The 21671-nt window shown below is 65.5% G+C and carries 20 protein-coding genes and 1 riboswitch; of the genes, 14 read left to right on the top strand and 6 right to left on the bottom strand.

All coding sequences use genetic code 11. From position 1 onward, the window contains the following. Positions 1-74: 74 nt before the first annotated feature. Together AC56KW_RS07550 and AC56KW_RS07545 are read left to right on the top strand one after the other, a co-directional pair. Positions 75-1100 carry an MBL fold metallo-hydrolase gene (locus AC56KW_RS07550; RefSeq protein WP_497170117.1) on the top strand — a complete coding sequence of 342 codons (1026 nt, stop codon included), beginning with the start codon at positions 75-77 and terminating at the stop codon, positions 1098-1100. A 147-nt stretch (positions 1101-1247) separates the two neighbouring features. Beyond that, on the top strand, positions 1248-2708 hold the full coding sequence (locus AC56KW_RS07545; RefSeq protein ID WP_497170116.1) for a cytochrome P450: 1461 nt from the start codon (positions 1248-1250) through the stop codon (positions 2706-2708). 108 nt (positions 2709-2816) lie between these two features. On the opposite strand, the gene AC56KW_RS07540 is transcribed toward AC56KW_RS07545, so the two are convergent. Then, entirely contained in the window at positions 2817-5615 is a 2799-nt protein-coding gene (locus AC56KW_RS07540) for a valine--tRNA ligase (protein ID WP_497170115.1), read from the bottom strand. Between the two features lie 307 nt (positions 5616-5922). On the opposite strand from AC56KW_RS07540, the gene AC56KW_RS07535 reads away from it, so the two are divergent. The 8 genes from AC56KW_RS07535 to AC56KW_RS07500 all read left to right on the top strand — a co-directional run bounded on the left by AC56KW_RS07535 (position 5923) and on the right by AC56KW_RS07500 (position 13808). Then, the gene (locus tag AC56KW_RS07535) at positions 5923-8061 is read left to right on the top strand and encodes a hypothetical protein (protein ID WP_497170114.1); all 2139 of its coding nucleotides are present in this window, start codon (positions 5923-5925) and stop codon (positions 8059-8061) included. Further along, the gene (locus tag AC56KW_RS07530; RefSeq protein ID WP_497170113.1) at positions 8058-8465 is read left to right on the top strand and encodes a hypothetical protein; all 408 of its coding nucleotides are present in this window, start codon (positions 8058-8060) and stop codon (positions 8463-8465) included. The genes AC56KW_RS07535 and AC56KW_RS07530 overlap by 4 nt, the downstream gene beginning before the upstream one ends. A gap of 81 nt (positions 8466-8546) precedes the next feature. Then, positions 8547-8652, top strand: a riboswitch (TPP riboswitch). 74 nt (positions 8653-8726) lie between these two features. Next, positions 8727-10652: a phosphomethylpyrimidine synthase ThiC gene (gene thiC, locus AC56KW_RS07525; protein WP_497170112.1), complete on the top strand. Its 1926-nt coding sequence runs from the start codon at positions 8727-8729 to the stop codon at positions 10650-10652. Continuing rightward, complete coding sequence (gene thiS / locus AC56KW_RS07520; protein WP_497170111.1) at positions 10653-10856, top strand: sulfur carrier protein ThiS; 204 nt, start codon at positions 10653-10655, stop codon at positions 10854-10856. It abuts the gene before it with no gap. A gap of 13 nt (positions 10857-10869) precedes the next feature. Continuing rightward, a complete protein-coding gene (locus tag AC56KW_RS07515; protein ID WP_497170110.1) occupies positions 10870-11688 on the top strand; it encodes a thiazole synthase in 819 nt (272 codons plus the stop codon). Further along, complete coding sequence (gene thiD / locus AC56KW_RS07510; protein WP_497170109.1) at positions 11685-12431, top strand: bifunctional hydroxymethylpyrimidine kinase/phosphomethylpyrimidine kinase; 747 nt, start codon at positions 11685-11687, stop codon at positions 12429-12431. The genes AC56KW_RS07515 and thiD overlap by 4 nt, the downstream gene beginning before the upstream one ends. A gap of 11 nt (positions 12432-12442) precedes the next feature. After that, entirely contained in the window at positions 12443-13057 is a 615-nt protein-coding gene (thiE, locus tag AC56KW_RS07505; protein ID WP_497170108.1) for a thiamine phosphate synthase, read from the top strand. Between the two features lie 37 nt (positions 13058-13094). Continuing rightward, positions 13095-13808, top strand: a complete 714-nt coding sequence (locus tag AC56KW_RS07500; protein WP_497170107.1) for an ion channel — start codon at positions 13095-13097, stop codon at positions 13806-13808. A 38-nt stretch (positions 13809-13846) separates the two neighbouring features. Here AC56KW_RS07500 and AC56KW_RS07495 read toward each other — a convergent pair whose 3' ends face one another. Continuing rightward, complete coding sequence (locus tag AC56KW_RS07495; protein ID WP_497170106.1) at positions 13847-14446, bottom strand: class I SAM-dependent methyltransferase; 600 nt, start codon at positions 14444-14446, stop codon at positions 13847-13849. A gap of 32 nt (positions 14447-14478) precedes the next feature. Continuing rightward, entirely contained in the window at positions 14479-14832 is a 354-nt protein-coding gene (locus AC56KW_RS07490; RefSeq protein WP_497170105.1) for a nuclear transport factor 2 family protein, read from the bottom strand. A 118-nt stretch (positions 14833-14950) separates the two neighbouring features. Here AC56KW_RS07490 and AC56KW_RS07485 point away from each other — a divergent pair, with 118 nt between their 5' ends. After that, positions 14951-15493 (top strand): GNAT family N-acetyltransferase, encoded by a 543-nt coding sequence (locus AC56KW_RS07485; protein ID WP_497170104.1) that lies wholly within the window; start codon positions 14951-14953, stop codon positions 15491-15493. Here the strand turns inward: AC56KW_RS07485 and AC56KW_RS07480 are convergent. Next, positions 15456-16073, bottom strand: a complete 618-nt coding sequence (locus AC56KW_RS07480) for a hypothetical protein (RefSeq protein ID WP_497170103.1) — start codon at positions 16071-16073, stop codon at positions 15456-15458. The genes AC56KW_RS07485 and AC56KW_RS07480 overlap by 38 nt on opposite strands. Positions 16074-16258: 185 nt before the next feature. Between AC56KW_RS07480 and AC56KW_RS07475 the strand changes: the two genes are divergently transcribed. Together AC56KW_RS07475 and AC56KW_RS07470 are read left to right on the top strand one after the other, a co-directional pair. After that, entirely contained in the window at positions 16259-17365 is a 1107-nt protein-coding gene (locus AC56KW_RS07475) for an S-(hydroxymethyl)glutathione dehydrogenase/class III alcohol dehydrogenase (protein ID WP_497170102.1), read from the top strand. Between the two features lie 203 nt (positions 17366-17568). Continuing rightward, a complete protein-coding gene (locus AC56KW_RS07470) occupies positions 17569-18408 on the top strand; it encodes a hypothetical protein (protein WP_497170101.1) in 840 nt (279 codons plus the stop codon). Positions 18409-18410: 2 nt separating this feature from the next. Here the strand turns inward: AC56KW_RS07470 and scpC are convergent, their stop codons facing one another. Together scpC and AC56KW_RS07460 are read right to left on the bottom strand one after the other, a co-directional pair. Then, a complete protein-coding gene (gene scpC / locus AC56KW_RS07465) occupies positions 18411-19928 on the bottom strand; it encodes a succinyl-CoA:acetate CoA-transferase ScpC (protein WP_497170100.1) in 1518 nt (505 codons plus the stop codon). Positions 19929-19987: 59 nt separating this feature from the next. Next, entirely contained in the window at positions 19988-20929 is a 942-nt protein-coding gene (locus AC56KW_RS07460; RefSeq protein WP_497170099.1) for a bestrophin family protein, read from the bottom strand. Between the two features lie 147 nt (positions 20930-21076). Between AC56KW_RS07460 and hpaR the strand changes: the two genes are divergently transcribed. Next, positions 21077-21565 carry a homoprotocatechuate degradation operon regulator HpaR gene (hpaR, locus tag AC56KW_RS07455; RefSeq protein ID WP_497170098.1) on the top strand — a complete coding sequence of 163 codons (489 nt, stop codon included), beginning with the start codon at positions 21077-21079 and terminating at the stop codon, positions 21563-21565. Positions 21566-21671 lie beyond the last annotated feature (106 nt).

Raw genomic sequence — 21671 nt, 5'->3', positions numbered from 1 at the left:
AGTGTAATTTATGACTATCCATCGACATCATGCGACGACTAATTGGCACCATTCTACTTGGAGCAACCGCTATCATGGCTTCCTGCACCTCTACCGCCAACACCGCCACCGCGCCGGTTTCGCCGCAATTCCAGGACGGCAAATACCGCAACCCGGTCGAGATGCACAAGATGGGCTTTGGCGAGATGGCCAAGCTCTGGTGGATCTTCCTGTTCGACAAGCCGAAAGGTACGATCCCCGAGCAGGCGGTGCCGGTGCGCGCCCTGAGCCAGGCCGCGCTGCTGGCCGCGCCCGACAATACCCTGTACCGCCTCGGCCACTCGACCATGCTGATCAAGCTCGGCGGCGCGTTCTATCTCACCGATCCGGTGTTTTCCGAACGCGCTTCACCCGTGCAATGGGCCGGCCCGGCACGCTTTCACGCGCCGCCGATCTCGATCGACGAACTGCCGCCGATCAAGGCCGTGATCCTGTCGCACGACCATTACGACCATCTCGACCACGCCTCGGTGAAGGCGCTCGCCGCGAAGACCTCGGTATTCCTGACGCCGCTGGGCGTCGGCGACCGGCTGATCGACTGGGGCGTCGACCGCGCCAAGGTGCGCCAGTTCGACTGGTGGCAGGGTACGCAAGTAGGCGGGGTGCGCATCACCGCCACCCCGGCCCAGCATTTCTCGGGCCGCGGCCTGCACGACGCCGGCAAGACCCTGTGGGCCTCGTGGGTGATCCAGCACGACGACCTGCGCGTCTTCTTCAGCGGCGACACCGGCTACTTCAAGGGCTTCAAGGAGATCGGCGCCAGGTTCGGTCCGTTCGACATGGCGCTGCTGGAAACCGGCGCCTACGATAAACGCTGGCCCGACGTCCACATGCAGCCGGAAGAAACCATGCAGGCCTTCCAGGACTTGAACGCACGCTGGCTGTTCCCGGTGCATAACGGGACCTTTGACCTGGGGATGCATCGCTGGCAGGATCCGTTCGACCGTATCGCCAGGCTGGCGGCTGAACAAGGTGTCAAGCTGACCACGCCGGAAATGGGCGAAGCAGTCGACCTGCGGCAGCCTCAGCCCGGGCGCGCCTGGTGGCGCGATATCAAGTAAGGGAGGACCTGCCCCTGAGCACGCGCGTGGCGTCCAGCGTCGTGCGTCGCCATTGCTGTTCTTGTCGTAAAGTCCACATGGCGAACTGGACTGCCAGGCATCCGCCCGGGCCGTCCCCGTTTGCGAAGATCATGGAGAAAAGCTGACATGAACAAACGCAATCAAAGCTTGTTGCTTGCCGGCGCGCTCGGCTTGGCCGGCGCCTACGTGGCAGGTAAATTGATATCCCAGTCTTCCCGCAGGGAAGGCGCGGCAAGGCCCGGTGGCCTGGCCAGGGCCGGCGTGATCGACATGGCGGCCCTGGCCGTGGATGTACTGGCCCCGACATTTGCCAAGGGTGTGATCGTGCGCCGCCCCAAGATGGTGGCGCTGGCGGAGCGTCTTGGGCTGGATGGGCGCGCGGTGCGCCGGATGCAGAAGCTGCGCGACAGGTATGGAGACGGGCCGCTGATGCTGCCGCTGCCGATCCGCAGGCAGGCCGTCCTGCTGGCGCCTGAACACGTGCGTCGGGTGCTGGACGAGTCGCCGGAGCCATTCAGCGCCGCCAGCAGCGAAAAGCGCGCCGCGCTGTCGCATTTCGAGCCCAAGGGGGCCTTGATCTCCTGCGGTCGCGAGCGCGCCGAGCGGCGCCGCTTCAACGAGGACGTGCTCGAGCATGAACGCGCGGTGCATCACATGGTGGGCAAGTTCCTGCCGGCGGTCGACGATGAGGCCGGGCGCATCCTGGGCGGCGCGCGTCGCAGGGGCGAACTCGACTGGGATAGCTTCAACGCCGGCTGGACCCGTCTGGTGCGGCGGATCGTCTTCGGCGACGCCGCTGCCGGCGACCAGGAAATCAGCGACATGATCATCGCGTTGCGCAAGGCGGCGAACTGGGCGTTCATGCGTCCGAAGAAGACCGGCATGCGCGAACGCTTCCTGGCGCGCATCCAGGACTACCTCGACCGCGCCGAACCAGGCAGCCTGGCGGCAGTGGCGGCGAGCATCCCCAAGACCGCTGATATGGCGCCGCACCAGCAGGTGCCCCAATGGCTGTTCGCCTTCGACGCCGCCGGTATGGCGACCTTCCGCGCGCTGGCGCTGCTGGCCGCGCATCCGGAGCAGGCGGCGCGTGCGCGTGAAGAACTGCGCAGCCATCCCGGCATGGAGCGGCAGTATCTGCCTTTCCTGCGCGCCACGGTGCTGGAATCGCTGCGCCTGTGGCCCACGACGCCGGCGATCCTGCGCCAGACGACGCGTGACACCGACTGGGGCGGGGACACGATGCCGGCAGGGACCGGCATACTGGTATTCACGCCGTTCTTCCACCGGGATGACCAGCGCATGGCGTGCGCCAACCGGTTCGCGCCAGAGCTTTGGTTGAAGGACGACAAGGTCAGGGATGCGCAGGATCGTGACTGGCCGCTGATTCCGTTCAGCAGCGGGCCGGTGACCTGCCCGGCGCGTAACCTGGTGCTGATGCTGACCAGCGTGATGCTGGGCGCCTTGATCGACGAGGGCGCCGATGGGAAGGTATTGCGGCTGTTGCCGCAAGGGCGGCTGGACCCGGCGCAGTTGCCGGGGACGCTGGACAATTATGGCTTGCGTTTCGCGCTTGGTGCAAGCTGATTGACATGACGGCAGGGTGGATGGCGAGCCGACTGCCGGTCCCGGTCCACCCTGCGTCCCAACGAAAAACGCGGCCGAAGCCGCGTTCACAACCGGACTGAATGTCGGTCAAGCGGTCGGCAACTTCGCCAGCTGCTCCTGCATCTTGGCCAGCGTGGCCGAGAAGTTCGCCACGCGTTCCTGCTCCTGCGCCACGACCGCGGCCGGTGCACGGGCGACGAAGCTTTCGTTCGACAGCTTGCCATTGGCCTTGGCGATCTCGCCGGAGACGCGGGCGATCTCTTTCGACAGGCGCTCGCGCTCGGCGGCGACGTCGATCTCGACCTTCAGCATCAACTTGGTGGTGCCGACGATCGACACCGCGGCCGGCGATTCCGGCAGCGCGTCGACGATCTGCACCTCGGCCAGTTTGCCCAGCAGCTGGATGTACGGCGCGAACACCGCCATCCTGGCACGGTCGGCCTCATTGCCTGGTTCGACGATCAGGGGCACGCGCACCGACGGCGACAGCGACATCTCGCCGCGCAGGTTGCGGGTGGCGTCGGTCAGCGCCTTGAACTGCTCCATCCAGGCTTCGGCTTCTTCGTCGATCAGCGACGTATCGGCCAGCGGATACGGCTGCAGCATGATGGTTTCGCCCGTCTTGCCGGCCAGCGGCGCAATGCTCTGCCACAGCGCTTCGGTCACGAACGGGATGATCGGATGCGCCAGGCGCAGGATCACTTCCAGCACGCGCAGCAAGGTGTGGCGGGTGGCGCGCTGTTGCGCCTCGGTGCCTTGCTGGACGCGGACCTTGGCCACCTCGAGGTACCAGTCGCAGTACTCGTCCCACACGAACTTGTAGATGCTGCTGGCGATATTGTCGAAGCGGTAGTCGGCGAAGCCTTTCGCGACATCGAGTTCGACGCGGTTCATCAGCGAGATGATCCAACGGTCGGCCGGCGACAGATCTTCTGCGGCCGGCGCACCGCAATCCTTGCCCTCGGTGTTCATCATGACGAAGCGGGTCGCGTTCCACAGCTTGTTGCAGAAGTTGCGGTAGCCTTCGGCGCGGCCCAGGTCGAAGTTGATGTTGCGGCCCAGCGAGGCATAGCTCGCCATGGTGAAGCGCACGGCGTCGGTGCCGAAAGCGGCGATCCCGTCCGGGAATTCCTTGCGGGTGGCCTTGGCGATCTTGTCGAGAGCGCGCGGGTCCATCAGGCCACTGGTGCGCTTGGCCACCAGGGTCTCGACGTCGATGCCGTCGATCAGGTCGATCGGGTCGAGCGTATTGCCCTTCGACTTCGACATCTTCTGGCCCTGCGAATCGCGCACCAGGCCGTGCACGTACACCGTTTCGAACGGCACCTTGCCGGTGAAGTGGGCGGTCATCATGACCATGCGCGCCACCCAGAAGAAGATGATGTCGAAGCCGGTAACCAGCACCGACGACGGCAGGAACATCTTCATGTCGGGGGTTTCTTCGGGCCAGCCCATGGTCGAGAAGGGCACCAGCGCCGACGAGAACCAGGTATCGAGCACGTCGTCATCACGACGCAGCGCGCCGGCGATGCCTTGCGCCGCGGCCTTGGCCTGGGCTTCCTGTTCATCACGCGCAACGATGATGGAACCATCCTCGGCGAACCAGGCCGGGATCCGGTGGCCCCACCACAGCTGGCGCGAGATGCACCAGTCCTGGATGTTGCCGAGCCACTGGTTGTAGGTGGTGCTCCAGTTCTCGGGCACGAACTTGATCTCGCCGCTGGCGACTTTTTCCAGCGCCACGTCGGTGATCGACTTGCCCGGATTGAAAGTGCCTTCCGGCGCCGGCTTGGTCATGGCGACGAACCACTGGTCGGTCAGCATCGGCTCGATCACGACATTCGTGCGGTCGCCGCGCGGCACCATCAGCTTGTGCGGCTTGATCTGCTCCATCAGGCCCAGTGCTTCCAGGTCGGCGACGATCTGCTTGCGTGCGGCGAAGCGGTCGAGGCCGCGATATTGCTCCGGCGCGTTCTCGTTGATCTTCGCGTCCAGCGTGAAGATGTTGATCGGCTCGAGGCCGGCGCGCTGGCCGACGGCGTAGTCGTTGAAATCGTGGGCCGGCGTGATCTTGACGCAGCCGGTGCCGAATTCCTTGTCGACGTAGCTGTCGGCGATGATCGGGATCTCGCGATCCGACAGCGGCAGCTTGATCAGCTTGCCGTGCAGATGCGTATAACGCTCGTCGGTCGGGTCGACCGCAACGGCGACGTCGCCCAGCATGGTCTCGGGACGGGTGGTGGCGACCGTCAGGTGGCCGCTGCCGTCCGCGAGTGGATACTTGAGGTACCACATCGAGCCGTCTTCTTCCTGCGAATCGACCTCGAGGTCGGAAACAGCCGTGCCCAGCACCGGGTCCCAGTTGACCAGGCGCTTGCCGCGGTAGATCAGGCCTTGCTCGTACAGGCGCACGAAGACTTCGACCACCGACTTCGAGCGGGTCTCGTCCATCGTGAAGTATTCGCGCTGCCAGTCGGCCGAGGCGCCCAGGCGGCGCATCTGGCCGGTGATGGTATTGCCCGATTTTTCTTTCCACTCCCAGACTTTTTCCAGGAACGCGTCACGGCCGAGGTCGTGGCGCGAGACCTTCTGGGCGTCGAGCTGGCGCTCGACCACGATCTGGGTCGCGATGCCGGCGTGGTCGGTGCCCGGCACCCAGGCGGTGTTGTAGCCGCGCATGCGGTAGTAGCGACTCAGGCCATCCATGATCGTCTGGTTGAACGCGTGGCCCATGTGCAGCGTGCCGGTCACGTTCGGCGGCGGCAGCTGGATGCTGAAGGACGGCTTGCCCTCGTCCATGGTGGCGGTGAAGTAACCGCGCTTTTCCCACTCGGCGCGCCAGAACTGTTCAATATCGGCTGGCTCGAAAGACTTGGCTAATTCCATGATGTGGTAAGTGATTTTTTTGGCGAAAGAACCATTATAGGTCACCTTCCATCGCCAGCCTATCCCGGCGGCATCGTTCGAAACCGGTCCTCGCACCGTTCCCGCTCCTGTCCTGAAGCTCCTTTGATTTGCCTCTAGATGCGAACCCGATTGCGCCGAATGTCGGCGGACTGGACGAATCGCGCGCCGCATCCCGATGGTCCAAGCAGCACCTCCGCTTTTTCACGGGGGGATCAGTTTGCCACACCAGGACGTGGCCGGGATCGCCTGGCCGCACGCAATGCCTATTGCATCGAGGAGAAAAACCATGTCACAAGATCCAACCGGGATTGACAACGCCGGCGAAGAGGCGCTGCTCGAAAACGACAGCCAGATGAGCTACGAAGAGGTTTCCGGGCTGACCAATGGCGAACTGGGGCTCGGCGAGCCCTATGCCGCCGCCCCGACCGGCGCCTTGCCCGAAGTGCCGCCGCCGGTGTCGCATCTGCCGCATGCCCCACCCATCCCCATCCCCACATTCCCGCTTCCGCCGATCCCGCTGCCGATCAAGAAGGCGGTCAGCGGCTGCTACGCCGGGGTGCTGGGCGCCTTCCAGGTCGAGTTGCGGGTCGACGTCGACCGCAGCCGTCCCATGAAACGGGTGAGCGGCGACTTCTACCAGACCGTCGGCAAGACCACCTCGTACTTCGGCTCCTTTGTGGTCGACAGCCCCGTGGTCACGGTCTCCAGCGCCAAGGTCGTCGTCAAGGGCAAGGGCCGCTTCACCTTCGCGGCCGGGGCCCCCGTGGTGCAGGTCACCATCCCGCGCGTCAATCTCCTGCAGCCGCAGGCGGCCGCGACCCTGCAATTTCTTACCGTCACCAATTCACCGGGCGCCTTGTATCACTGTCCGTTCTCGTCGCTGCATTTCCGCACGGTGCGGATCGAAACCGACCGGGTGTCCGACCTCGTCGGCCCGGCGTTCGCCAGTTATAACACCGGTTCGCTGCCGTCGGGCGGCAGCGCGCGCAGTCTGAGCGTGGCCAGCGCCTTCGGCGAGGCCGGGATCGGCATGGTCCCGACCGCCGGCAACAACGTCATCGACATCTCGGCGGCGGGTGTGGGCGCCACCTGGAGCAATGCCGAGCTGCACGCCTCGATGCAGACCCATTTCACACTCTGGAACGATGTGCAGCAGTGGTGCGTCTGGCAGTTGGCCGCCCAGCAACACGACTATGGGGATGGACTGTACGGCATCATGTTCGACCAGCAGGGCCGGCAACGCCAGGGTTGCGCCGTATTCCACAAGGGGATCGGCGGCGCCACGGCAGAGCAGCTGCGCCTGCAGCTGTACACCTATGTGCACGAGCTCGGCCACTGCTTCAACCTGCTGCACTCCTGGCAGAAATCGCTGGCGTCGCCGCCCAAGCCGGACCGGCCCGAGTCGCTGTCGTGGATGAACTATCCGTGGAACTACCCGAAAGGCGGTCCGGCCGGCTTCTGGAGCGGTTTCGACTTCCGCTTCGATGACGATGAACTGGTCCACCTGCGCCATGGCTTCCGCAACGATGTCATCATGGGCGGCAACAACTTCATCGTCGGTTCGTCGCTGGGGCGCGAGGTGCTGGCCGATCCGATCTCGGACGAGTCGGGGCTGGTGCTGGCGATCTCGACCCACCAGCGCAGCTTCGCGCTGGGCGAACCGGTCGTGCTTGAACTCGAGCTCAAGGCCACCACCACCCTCGGGCGCCGCGCCCACACCTGGCTGCACCCCGATTTCGGCATGGTCAGGATCGTCATCAGCAAGCCTGGCGGCCAGCTGGTCGCCTACGAGCCAATGATCGACCACCTGGTGGGCGTGCGCGAGACCAAGCTCGGGGTAAACGACGCGGCGCGCGACAGCGCCTATATCGGCTACGGCAAGGGCGGCTTCTATTTCGACCAGCCGGGGCAGTACCGGGTGCGCGCGGCCTATGCGGCGCTCGACGGCTCGCAGGTGTTGTCGGATATCCTGACGATCCGGGTGCGCTATCCGGTCACCGCAGACGAAGACACGCTGGCCGAACTCTTCCTGGGCGACGACCAGGGCGTGCTGCTCTACCTGCAGGGTTCGGACAATCCGTCCCTGCGTTCCGGCAACAACGCTTTCGACGAGGTGATCGACCGCTTCGGCGCGCATCCGATGGCCACCTATGCACGCATGGTCAAGGGCATCAATGCCGGACGGATGTTCAAGACCGTCAACGCGGGCCAGGGCAGGCCGGTGACCGTGCGCGCCGCGAACAAGGAGGAAAGCATCGCCTTGCTCTCGGGCGCTACCGAAACGCACGTGCTCGATCCGGTCTCGCAAGACGAAGTGCGCTACAGCCTTGCCTGCATCCAGAAGGAGAGCGGAGACGACAGTGGCGCGCAAGACACGCTGAGCCAGATCACGACCCGGGTCTTCGGGAGGCCTGACGACGAATGATGCGCCAGGCCTGGATTGCAGTCATGCTGGTGCTGGGATGGTCCGGACAGGCTTGCACAGGGCGCGGCCTGTCCGGCAAGCCCGCATCGACACTCGAAGAGGGGAAGGTCATGACATTACGCGTGAGGCTGGGCGAAGGCTTCCAGAACAATACCGTGAGCGTACGGATCGACGGCGCCCAGGTGTACGGGCGCTCCGGCGTCAGCACCGACTGGACGATCGCGCGCGCCGATGCGGTCGACATCAAGACCGGCGCCGACAGCGTGCAGCTCGAAGTGTCGGTCGATGGCGGGCCGCCCGCGGTGCGCGCCATCGAACCGGCGCGCACGCCGTTCGTCGAGGTGCGCTTCATGAACGGCGAGCTGCAGTTGCATGCGCTGGAACAGGAGCCGCCGATGATGTAACAAACCCCATTGATTTTCTGCCCATCCAAAAACGATTGGGCTATAATCGGCCGATGCTGTGGGAGCCCAGGCTTTCACGGCAGCAAACGCTAGGGGTCCTGCGCGTCGTACAACGGCACGTGGGTGAGAAATACCCTCCGAACCTGATCTGGATAATGCCAGCGAAGGGAAGCAGCCGAATCGATGCAGGTGCGCACACATCCGTGTTCGCCTTGCCGTATCCGGCACCTCCTTTGCTGGCTCCGCAAGCAAGGGAGCCACATGAACGCACCTCTGAAGTCATCCCGGATATTCGACGCCGCCACCGCCACGGTGGACAATGCGGCCGTCAATCCCCTACCCAACTCCCGCAAGGTCTATGTCGAAGGCAGCCGGCCCGATATCCGCGTGCCGATGCGTGCGATCAGCCAGTCGCCCACGCCGGACAGTTTCGGCGGCGAGCCCAATCCGCCCCTGTTCGTCTATGACACCTCCGGCCCGTATACCGAGCCGGCCGCGGCCATCGACATCCGCAGCGGCCTGGCGCCGATGCGCCAGGGCTGGATCGCCGAACGGGGCGATACCGAGCAGCTGGATGGTCCAAGCTCGCGCTATGGCCAGGCGCGGCTGAACGATCCGCAGCTTGCCGCGCTGCGCTTCGACCTGCAGCGCGCGCCGCGCCGCGCCCGCAGCGGCGCCAACGTGAGCCAGATGCACTATGCGCGCCAGGGGATCATTACGCCCGAGATGGAATTCATCGCCCTGCGCGAAAACATGCAGCGCAAGCAATACATCGCTTCGCTGGAGTCCTCGGGCCCGATGGGCCAGCGCGTGGCCGCGCTGCTGGGCCGCCAGCATCCGGGCCAATCCTTCGGCGCCAGCATCCCGGCCGAGATCACGCCCGAATTCGTGCGCTCGGAAGTCGCGCGCGGCCGCGCCGTCATCCCCGCCAACATCAACCACCCGGAGCTCGAGCCGATGATCATCGGCCGCAATTTCCTGGTGAAGGTCAACGCCAATATCGGCAATTCGGCCGTGACCTCGTCGATCGGCGAGGAAGTGGAAAAGATGACCTGGGCCATCCGCTGGGGCGCCGACACGGTGATGGACCTCTCGACCGGCAAGCATATCCACGAGACGCGCGAGTGGATCCTCCGTAACAGCCCGGTGCCGATCGGTACGGTGCCGATCTACCAGGCGCTGGAAAAAGTCAACGGCAAGGCCGAGGACCTGACGTGGGAAATCTTCCGCGACACGCTGATCGAACAGGCCGAGCAGGGCGTGGACTACTTCACCATCCACGCCGGCGTGCTGCTGCGCTATGTGCCGATGACGGCGAATCGCTTGACGGGAATTGTCTCGCGCGGCGGCTCGATCATGGCCAAGTGGTGCCTGGCCCACCACCGCGAATCATTCCTGTATACGCATTTCGAAGACATCTGCGACATCATGAAGGCGTATGACGTCTCGTTCAGCCTGGGCGACGGCCTGCGTCCCGGCTCGATCTACGACGCCAACGATGAAGCCCAGCTGGCCGAACTGAAGACCCTGGGCGAGCTGACCCAGATCGCCTGGAAGCACGATGTACAAACCATCATCGAGGGCCCCGGCCACGTGCCGCTGCACCTGATCAAGGAAAACATGGACTTGCAGCTGGAACAGTGCCACGAGGCGCCGTTCTATACGCTGGGACCGCTCACCACCGACATCGCCCCGGGCTACGACCACATCACCTCGGGTATCGGCGCCGCCAATATCGGCTGGTACGGCACCGCGATGCTGTGCTACGTGACGCCGAAGGAGCACCTGGGCCTGCCCGACAAGAACGACGTCAAGGACGGGATCATCACCTACAAGATCGCCGCGCACGCCGCCGACCTCGCCAAAGGCCATCCGGGCGCCCAGCTGCGCGATAACGCCCTGTCGAAAGCGCGCTTCGAGTTCCGCTGGGAAGACCAGTTCAACCTGGGCCTGGATCCCGACAAGGCGCGCGAATTCCACGACGAGACCCTGCCCAAGGATTCGGCCAAGGTCGCCCACTTCTGCTCGATGTGCGGCCCGCATTTCTGCTCGATGAAGATCACCCAGGAAGTGCGCGAATACGCCGCCGCCAGGGGTGTGCAGGGAGATTCGGCATTGGCCCATGGCATGCAGGAAAAGGCCATCGAATTCGTGAAGAACGGCGCCCAACTGTACCGGGAGGTATGAATGACGCCGATCGAAGTGAACGGGGCGCCGTGCAGGGTGCCGCCGGGCCAGACCCTGTGCGGCCTGCTGGAGCAGCTGGGCTTGACGGGGCAGGGGATGGCGCTCGCGGTCAACCGCGAAGTGGTGCCGCGCCAGCAATGGCTGCACCGGCGCCTGCAGGAAAAGGATCGGGTGGACATCGTGCGCGCCATCGGTGGCGGCTGACAGGAGACAAGACATGAATGCATTGAACGACATGAACGCCAGGCTGGAGAACGACGACGTGCTGACCATCGCCGGCCGCGCCTACCGATCGCGCCTGCTGGTCGGCAGCGGCAAGTACCGCGACCTGGAGCAGACCCGCGAGGCGACCCTGGCCGCGGGCGCCGAGATCATCACGGTGGCGATCCGCCGCGTGAACATCGGGCAGGATCCGAACGCACCGAGCCTGCTGGACGTGCTGCCCCCGAGCGAATTCACCATCCTGCCGAATACGGCCGGCTGCTACAACGCGAAGGACGCGATCTACACGCTGCAGATGGCGCGCGAGCTGCTGGGTGGCCACAAGCTGGTCAAGCTCGAGGTGCTGGGCGACCAGCAGACCCTGTTCCCGCACATGCCCGAGACCCTGGTGGCGGCAAAAGCGCTGGTGAAGGACGGATTCGACGTCATGGTCTACTGCAGCGACGACCCGATCCAGGCCCGCATCCTGCAGGAAATCGGCTGCGTGGCCGTGATGCCGCTGGCGTCGCTGATCGGCTCCGGCATGGGCATCGTCAACCCGTGGAACCTGTCGCTGATCATCGAACAGGCCACGGTGCCGGTGCTGGTCGACGCCGGCGTCGGCACCGCGTCGGACGCCGCCATCGCGATGGAGCTGGGCTGCGACGGGGTGTTGATGAACACCGCGATCGCCGCCGCGGGCGATCCGGTGCGCATGGCGCGCGCCATGAAGCACGCGGTGCTGGCCGGCCGCGACGCCTACCTGGCCGGCCGCATGCCCAAGCGCTTCGCGGCTTCGCCCTCGTCGCCGGTCGAAGGGAAGATCACCGGATGACGGCCTGCGTGCTGGTGTTCGCCGGGCTCGACCCCGGCGGCGGCGCGGGCCTGGCGGCCGATATCCTGGCGATCGCGGCCCAGGGCGCGCACCCGCTGCCGGTGGCGACCACCCTCACCGCCCAGGACAATAACCGCGTCCATGCGGCGAGCCCGGTCGACGCCGCCTGGATCGCGCACCAGGCCGCGCCGCTGCTGGCGGCGTTCGAGGTCAGGGCCGTCAAGCTCGGCATCCCGGGCAGCGCCGCCAACGCGCAAGCGATCGCGGACATCATCCGCGCCCTGCGCGCGCGCCGGCCGACGCTGCCGGTCGTGCTCGACCCGGTGCTGGCCAGCGGCCATGGCGACGCGCTCGGGCAGGGCGATGCCGTCAAGGCGCTGGGCGAACTGCTGGCGCTGGCGACGATCGTCTTGCCCAACCTGCCCGAAAGCGCGGCGCTCGGCGTCGAGGCCAGCCGCCAGATGCTGGTCACCGGCGGCCATGCCGCGGGCGACACCGTCGTCAACCGCTGGCTGGTCGATGGCAGCGAGGCGCGCGCCTGGCATTGGCCGCGCCTGCCGCACGCCTACCATGGCAGCGGCTGCACCCTGGCCGCGGCGCTGGCGGCGCGGCTGGCGCTGGGCGACGCCATGGAAGCGGCGCTCGACGCCGCCCAGACCTATACCCACCACGCGCTGGCGCAGTCGTATGCGCTGGCGCCGGGGCAGCGCATCCCGCGCCGCCTGCTGCAATCAATCAGCTGAAAGGAGTCCGTATGCGCGGCTTGTACCTCGTCACCCCGAACTGGGACGATACCGAACGACTGATCGCCGTCACCGACGCCGCCCTCGGCGCCGGCGCCGCGCTGGTCCAGTACCGCCACAAGGAAGCCGTTCCCGACCTGCGCCATGAGCAGGCGACGGCGCTGCTGGCGCTGTGCCGCCGCCATGGCCGGCCGCTCGTCATCAACGACCACATCGACCTGTGCCAGGCGATCGATGCCGACGGCGTGCACCTGGGGCATACCGACGGCGGCGTTCGCGAAGCCCGCACGCTGTTGGGCAAGGACAAGATCGTCGGCGCCTCGTGCTATGGCGAGCTGGCGCTGGCGCGCGCGGCGGTCGAGGCCGGCGCCAGCTACGTCGCCTTCGGCGGCTTCTATCCGTCGGCGGTCAAGAAGTACACCTTCGTCACGCCGCCCGAGCTGCTGGACCAGGCGCGCGCCGAGTTCAGCGTGCCGATCGTGATCATCGGCGGCATGACCCCGGCCAATGCGGCGCCACTGGTCGCGCGCGGAATCGACCTGGTGGCGGCGATCACCAGCGTGTACGGCGCGCGCGCGCCGGCCGAGGCCGCGCGCGCTTTCGGCGCGCTGTTTACTTCCACCTGAACCTACAATGGGCGCATCGCGATTACTGTCGTCAGCCATGCGCCCATTGCTCCTGTTCGCCCACACCCGCCGCCACCCGTCCGCCATCCTGCTGCTGGTGCAGCTGGTCGGCATGCTCGCCTATCCCTTCATCGAGGGCACGCCGGCCGGCCGGGTAGCCTTCAATGTGTTCGGCATCGTGGTGCTGGCCTTCACCATCCGCATGGTGCGGCGCACGCCGGGCGAGGTGCGGGTGAGCTGGGCGCTGGCGGTGCCGATCATCGGCCTGCTGCTGGCGCAGATCCTGTTCGGCCTTGAGCACTTGCTGGCCTGGTCGTCCGGCCTCGAGGCCCTGTTCTATTTCTACGCGGCGGGCAGCCTGATCGCCTACATGATGGACGACGAGCTGGCCACCACCGACGAACTGTTCGCGGCCGGCGCCACCTTCACCCTGCTGGCGTGGGCGTTCACCCACATGTACGTGCTGCTGCAGGAAGTCCATCCGGGTACCTTCGCGGCCGCCGTCAATGCCGGCGCGCCCCGCACCTGGACCGAGCTGAACTACCTGAGCTTCGCGCTGCTGTCGAGTACCGGCATCGGCGACGTGATTCCGCTGACCGTGCATGCACGCGCGCTGGCCAGCGTCGAGATGTTGATCGGCTTGATGTACCTGGCGGTGGTCGTCGCGCGGCTGATCGCGTTTACCACGCGTAACCGGATCGCGGTGGGGCGGGCGCGCAAGCGCCGCATGGAGGAATGGGAGAGGGACTAGGGGACGCGGGCGCCGAAGCGGTATGCCCAGCGCCTCATTCAATCGCGTTCGGCCTGGTCCGACCAGCGGGCTGCGTCGAAATAATGATTGTCACCCTCGTCCATGTATGTAGTCATGAGCCGCATGCCTGCCCCGGCAAGTAGCCGCCGGTATGCGTTCTCACCAAGCGACAGGGAATGCTGTCCTGTTTGCATGTCTTTCCATTCGCACGGTTGACGCGGCGCGCTGAACAAGAAACGCCCGCCTGGTTTCAGCGCATTTCCAACTTTAGAAATCAGCTTGCCTTGCTCATCTTCTGGCAGCAGGAACATCAGCCCGACTGCCACGACACCGTCGAAGGTCCGACCGAAAAAAGCACTGTCCTGCACGGTCTCACACACTGCACGCGCACCGCCAAGTCGTTGGCGGAATAGGGACACCAGCGTTGGAGACGCATCGATTCCAAACACCGTCAGACCCTCGGCCACGAGCGTTGAGGCAATCGGCACACCCGATCCGCAGCCGAGATCCAGGAGATCCCCGCCTGGAGGCAGACCTTTTGCCCATTGCCTCGCGACATCGCTACCGATGTCGGAACGGGCGGCGGCAAATGCCATGGCCACGTTTTCCCAGCCATCGATCCGATCCTCGGTCAACATCTACTCTTGTCAAATGACGGTGATGCAGACGATCACTGATGAACAGGCACGACGAAGGCGCGCAACTCGGCCATCTTGCCGTCACGAAAGCGCCAGACATCGCTGTAGGCGTTCTGTACCGGTCTTCCTTGCTCGTCCTTCGATTCGATGTCGCCGATCGCCACGACTAGGTCGCCCTCGGCGACCAGTTCGCGCAGCGTGAACCTGGGCGGCTCGGCATACCCGTCCACCATCCAGGCGCGCACCGCTTCCTTGCCGTGCAGGGTCTCGCCACCGACCGTCGACCAGACGAGGTCGTCGGTGCAGTACGACAGGAATTGTTCATTGTCGCCGCGGCTCACCGCTGCGTTGGCCTGCCGCAGGACATTCTTGTTGAGTTCGGACATATCAGCTCCTCTCGGCTAACAAGTTCGAGTGTACCCATGGTTGTCAATACAGGGCGCTCGGCAGTTGGCGCCCCGCTGCCTGCTAAAATCGTCTTCCGACAATAAACAGGATCCAACCATGGCCCGCCTTGCCCCAGGTGTCACCGTCAGGCCATTCCTGGCCGAAGAATGGCGGGCCTACCGTGCGCTTCGCCTGCGCGCGCTGGCCGATGCGCCGGATGCCTTTGGCAGCACGCTGGCGGCCGAAGAGGCGCTGGCGCCCGATACCTGGGCCGCGCGGCTGGCGCGCTCGACCACGTCGGGCGTCGACCGTGCGCTGGCAGCCGAGGTGAATGGCGAGCTCATCGGCCTGGCCTGGGCCAAGGAAGACGCCGGCGATCCCGGAATCGTCAACCTGTTCCAGATGTGGGTGGCGCCAGAGGCGCGCGGGCAGGGCGTGGCCGGCGCCCTGCTCGACGAGGCGGTGCGCTGGGCCACCCGGCGCGGCGCCCAGGCGGTCCAGCTGGGCGTCACCTGCACCAATGCCGGCGCCCTGCGCCTGTATGAGCGCGCCGGTTTCGTCGACGCCGGCGTGCGCGAACCCTTGCGGCGAGGCGCCGAACTGGTCGAGCAGCGTATGCGCCTTACGCTTCCCGGCCCAGTGCGCGAAGAAGGGCCATGACGCGCTTGCCCGGATAGTCCGTCAGCGGCGGGGGAGCGCCCCAGAACCGGTAGCTAATGGTCCGCCGCTCGATCGTGTCGAGGTAGCGCGGATTCTCGCGCACGAAGGCGGCAAGCGCCGCCCGTATCCCGGGCGCGAATCCCGGCAGCGCCGTCTCGATGCGCTGCACGATCTCGATCACGTACTCACCCACCAGATGCACGATGAATGGCGCCATGAAGCCTTGCGGCGCGGCCAGCATCCGGGCCAGGCATGCCTCGCGCAGGTAGCCATCGTGGTGGCGCGTCCCGAGGCACCATGCGATGCCGCGCGCGGTGGCGTCACGGCCGGCATCGTCCAACGGCAGGCCAGGCGCGACGTAGAGGCGTGAAGGGATCGTCAGCGTCTCGCCGCCAAGTACGACCTGGTAGGTGGTGTGACGAGATTCGGTATGCCAGGCAGCGGCCCCGGTCAGGGCGGCCGCCGCGGGCCGCAGCGCGGCGGGAAAGGCGAGGGTCAGGTCGAGCGCGGGATGCCCCGGCAAGGGCGTGGGCGTCGCGGCGTCGTGGTGCGCAGCGCGCACCTTCGCGGGATCGGGCATGGTGTTCTCCGGCAGGCCCTGCAAAGGTGCAGGGATCGATGCTAACCGATCGGATGCCGCAGCGCCAGCGTCCGGTTGACAGACGATTACGGATCACTGCCGCACGTGATTTCACAAGCTTGGTATCATGTCACCTTTGCGGCGCGCTCATGGACGCGCTTTTCTTCAAGCAACGGGAATACGACATGAAAACTAAGGCAGCAATCGCATGGAAGGCGGGCCATCCGCTCACGATCGAAGAGGTCGAACTCGAAGGTCCGAAGGCCGGCGAGGTGCTGGTCGAGGTCAAGGCCACCGGCATCTGCCACACCGACTACTACACCCTGTCGGGCGCCGATCCCGAAGGCATCTTCCCGGCCATCCTGGGCCATGAAGGCGCGGGCGTGGTGGTCGATGTCGGTCCCGGCGTGACGAGCCTGCGCAAGGACGACCACGTAATCCCGCTGTACACGCCGGAATGCCGCCAGTGCAAATTCTGCCTGTCGCAGAAGACCAACCTGTGCCAGGCGATCCGCTCGACACAGGGCCGCGGCCTGATGCCGGATGCGACGTCCCGTTTTTCGCTGGACGGCCAGCCGATCTACCACTACATGGGCACCTCGACCTTCTCGAACTACATCGTGGTTCCCGAGATCGCCCTGGCCAAGGTGCGCAGTGACGCGCCGTTCGACAAGATCTGCTACATCGGTTGCGGCGTCACCACCGGCATCGGCGCCGTGATCTTCACCGCCAAGGTCGAAGCGGGCGCCAACGTGGTCGTGTTCGGCCTGGGCGGCATTGGCCTGAACGTGATCCAGGCGGCAAAAATGGTGGGCGCCGACAAGATCATCGGCGTCGACCTCAACCCTGAACGCGAAGCCATGGCGCGCAAGTTCGGCATGACCCATTTCATCAACCCGACCAAGGTCGAGAACGTGGTCGACACGATCATCGGGCTGACCGACGGCGGCGCCGACTACAGCTTCGAATGCGTGGGCAACGTCAACACCATGCGCCAGGCGCTGGAGTGCTGCCACAAGGGGTGGGGCCAGTCGATCATCATCGGCGTGGCGGCGGCGGGCCAGGAGATTTCGACCCGTCCGTTCCAGCTGGTGACCGGCCGCGAGTGGAAGGGTTCGGCCTTCGGCGGCGCGCGTGGCCGGACCGACGTGCCGAAGATCGTCGACTGGTATATGGAAAACAAGATCAATATCGACGACCTGATCACCCACCACCTGCCGCTGGACCGCATCAACGAAGGCTTCGACCTGATGAAGTCGGGCGAGTCGATCCGTTCGGTCGTGGTGTACTAAGTCGTTCTCTCGGCGGGCCCGCCCGGCCTGCCGCATATGCACATCCTGCGCGGCCTTCGGGCCGCGCTGTCGCATCAAACGGCGTCTTTACCGCCTGTTCCGCGATTTCGACCGTCTGTCGCAGCGCGCTGGGCGCCGTTTGCCACATTGCCTACAGTGCTTGCATCGCCGGCCGCGTCCGGCTTATCACTGGAGACAAGCCCATGTCACGCACCACATCGTCCCACTGGAAGCTGGCGCTTCCGTTTCTCTGCCTGGCCGCCCTGGCCACCTTCGCCGTGCCGACCCAGGCGGCGGCCGATGGCAAGGCGCGCGTGGTGCGGGTGGCGGCCGCCGACGAGCCATACGCCCTGGTGCGCGGCGCCTCCGGCAGCTTCGACATCAGCGGCAGCAGCGACGACTGGGACGATGTGCGCGCCGCCCAGCGCGCCATCGACGGCGAATTCATCTGGTTCCGCGACGGCGGCCGCAGCTACGTGATCCAGGATCCGGACACGCTCAAGCGGGCGCGCGCCGCCTGGGCGCCGCTCGACCGGCTGGGCGAGATGATGAAGGTCCACGGCAAGGAAATGGAACAGCACGGCAAGAAAATGGAAGCGCTCGGCCGGGACATGGAGCGCGCCGTGGCCAAGCCAGCCTTTACCCCGAGCAAGCGCGATATGCGCGAGGTCGATGCGGGGATGCAGGCGCTGAGCAAGCATATGGACCTGCTGAGCCAGCAGATGGCGGCGGCGCGCGACGATGCCGAACGCCGGATTATCCAGCAGAAGATGGCCGAGACCGGCAAGCGCATGTCCGACGCCGGCGAGCGCATCGGCGAAGCCTATGACGGCCCGCAGGCACGCCAGCAGCGCGCCTCGATGGAAGACATCGGCCGCCAGATGGAATTCGCCAACCAGCCGATGGAAAAGCTGGGCAAGCGCATGGGCGAATTGGGCAAGGAAATGGAGCGCGAGAGCAAGGCGGCCGACAGGACGGTACGCGCCCTGATCAGGGACGCGCACGCGAAAGGACTGGCCAGGACCGTGCCGACGGCGGGCTGAGCTTACTTCGCGCCCGGCAACATCGAGCCGGTTTCGCGATACCGCACATGCCATGAATAGGCTTTTTCCAGCACGTGCGGCGTCTGGCCGCCGCCCTTGCTGGCTTCTTCGACGTAGTCGCGCAGCATCTGCTTGTAGGGCTCGGCCACGCAGTTCTCGATGATGCGCTGGGCGCGTTCGCGCGGGGCCAGGCCGCGCAGGTCGGCCAGGCCGACATCGGTCACCACGACATCGACATCGTGTTCCGGATGGTCGACGTGCGAGACCATCGGCACGATGCTCGAGATCTTGCCGCCCTTGGCCGTGGCCTTGGTCGCGAACACCGACAGATAGGCATTGCGCGCGAAGTCGCCCGAGCCGCCGATCCCGTTCATCATGTGGGTGCCGCCGACGTGGGTCGAGTTGATATTGCCGTAGATGTCGAACTCGAGCGCCGTGTTGATGGCGATCAGCCCCAGGCGGCGGATGACCTCCGGATGGTTGCTCACTTCCTGCGGGCGCAGGATCAGGCGGTCCTTGTACTTCTCGAGGTCGGCGAACACCTGGCGCGCCTTCTGTTCGGACAGGGTGATCGAGGAACCGGAGGCGAAGTCGAGCTTGCCGGCGTCGAACAGGTCGAAGGTCGAATCCTGCAGCACTTCCGAGTACATGGTCAGGCCCTTGAACGGGCCGTCGATCATGCCGGCCAGCACGGCGTTGGCGATGGTGCCGATGCCGGCCTGGATCGGCATCAGGCTTTCGGTCAGGCGGCCGGCGGCGATTTCGGCATTGAAGAAACCGGTCAGGTGGCCGGCGATGGCGGCGGTGTCCGCGTCCGGCGGCTGGACCGTGGATGCACTGTCGAGCTTCTCGGTCATGACGATGGCCACGATTTTCTCGGGCGGGATCGCGATCGCGGTCGCGCCGATGCGGTCGCTCACGGTCATCACGGGCATCGGCTCGCGCTGCGGACGATGCTTGGGGATGAAGATGTCGTGCAGGCCTTCCAGCGCCGGCGACTGGGAGAGGTTGATCTCGACGATCACCTTGTCGGCCAGGATCGCGAAACTGGCGCTGTTGCCGACCGAGGTGGTCGGGATGATGGCGCCGTCTTCGGTGATCGCGATGGCCTCGATGATGGCGACATCGACCGGCGCGATCTGGCGCGTGCGCAGCAGCTCGACCGTCTCGGACAGGTGCTGGTCGATGAACATGACCTCGCCGCGGTTGATCGCGGCGCGCAGCTTGGGATCGGTCTGGAATGGCATGCGGCGCGCCAGCGCGCCGGCGGCGGCCAGTTCGGCGTCAGTGTCGCCGCCGAGCGAGGCGCCGGTGATCAGGGTAATCGCCAGCGGCGTCCTGCGCGCACGTTCGGCCAGCGCCAGCGGCACCGCCTTGGCGTCGCCGGCGCGGGTAAAACCGCTGGTGCCGACGGTCATGCCGTCGTGGATCCATTTGGCCGCCTCGGCGGCGCTGGTGATGCGCTCACGCAGCTGCGGCATGCGGACGCGGTCGTGGGCAAGGTGGTGATCGTGATGCATGGATTCTCCTCAGGGTCGGCTGGTTCGGACGTGGTAAGGCTTTGCTTTTCTTATTCGTATCAGGTGAGGCAGTAGTCGACCAGCGGCAGCGGCGCCGGCATATCGGCATCGCGCAGGTAGGTGCGCAGGTCGATCTCGATGGCGCGGCAGATGCTGTCCAGGGGCAGGTCGTTGGGTTCGATGCCGAACGGTTCTTCCAGTTCGTCGCCCAGCGCATCCAGGCCAAAGAAGGTATAGGCCACGATGGCGACCACGAACGGCGTCATGAAGCCGATCGAATCGACCAGGCCGAAAGGCAGCAGGAAGCAGTAGATATAAGCGGTACGGTGCAGCAGCAGCGTGTACGAATACGGAATGGGGGTATTCTTGATGCGCTCGCACGAGGCCGAGGCGGCGGTCAGCGCCGACATGGTGTGGTCGATATTGACGGCCAGGCAGGGGGCGATACGGCCTTCCTTGATGCAGCGCTGCAGGTCGTCGCCCATATAGCGCATCAGGCTGTCGGGCTTGTTGCTGGCGCGCGCCATGTCGTCGTACTCATCCGGCTGCAGCAGACTGGCCAGTTTTGGCGAACTCGGCTGGTCGCGCAGGTGGTCGCGCAGGGTGTGGACGAAGGCAATCGCGCGATAGATGATGCGGACCCGTGTATCCTGCAAACCATTACTTGCTAGGGCAGGGTGGGGATAGTCGATCAGGCTGCCGGTCTGGCGCGCCAGGTTACGGCAGCGCAGCACCAGTTCTCCCCACAGCTTGCGGCCTTCCCAGAAGCGGTCATAGGCCGAGTTGTTGCGAAAGCCGAGGAAGATCGCAATCGGCAGGCCGATCAGCGTGAAGGGAATCGTGGTCAGCGTGATCTTGAGATCCCACAGGTCGCCATGGGACCAGGTGACGAAGGTCGCCACTGCAATATTGACCAGGAGGGTGGGCAGGATTCGCGGGAGGACCGAGCCGCGCAGGAGGAGGAACAGCTTGAGCCCGGAGGGGCGCTCTCGGATAATCACGGAAGGGACCGCATTCGCAGAAAATAAACAGAGTCAAAAAAACTCACTAATATATGCGCAGTTAATCACTAATATCTTAGTAAGTCAAGTGCCTGCGTTCGCGCAATCGTCCCTTGATGTCGACAAATTCTTAACCCGGAGCACGCATTGACCCGTCGTATCACTCACCGCAACCTGCCCCAGCTTTTCCTGAAAGCGCGCGAATCGCTGATGTCGCATTTTCGTCCCGTCCTCAACCACTTCGGCGTCACCGAGCAGCAATGGCGTATCCTGCGCGTGCTGGACGAGCACGAACAGCTGGAGCCGCGCGAGATGTGCGAGATGTGCCAGATCCTGAGTCCGAGCATGACCGGCGTGCTGTCGCGCATGGAAGAACTGGGCCTGGTCGAGCGCCAGCGCGTGGCGGCCGACCAGCGCCGTATCTGGGTCCGGCTGGCGCCGAAGGGGGACAGGCTGATCGACGAGATCGCGCCGCTGATCGAGCAGCAATACAAATTGATCGAGGCCGCGTATGGCAGCGGTGTCGTCGATGACCTGTCGCGGGCGTTGGAGGGATTCATTGCGGCGCAGGCGACGCCGGTGGAGAGAGTGGAGTTACCGGCGACGACGAAGGCGATAAACAGCCGTCGGCCGTGAAGAGGCGGCGCTGTCGTGGGGGGGGGGGGGGCGGCCCCCCCCCACCGGGGAGGGCGGCGGGGAAAGGGGGGGGGGGTTGCCCCCGCCGCCCCCCCCCGCGGGGGCC

Source organism: Telluria sp. RT2P19, assembly GCF_059685725.1.
Note: the sequence above shows the minus strand (reverse complement) of the source record. Positions and strands in the feature narration are given on the sequence as shown.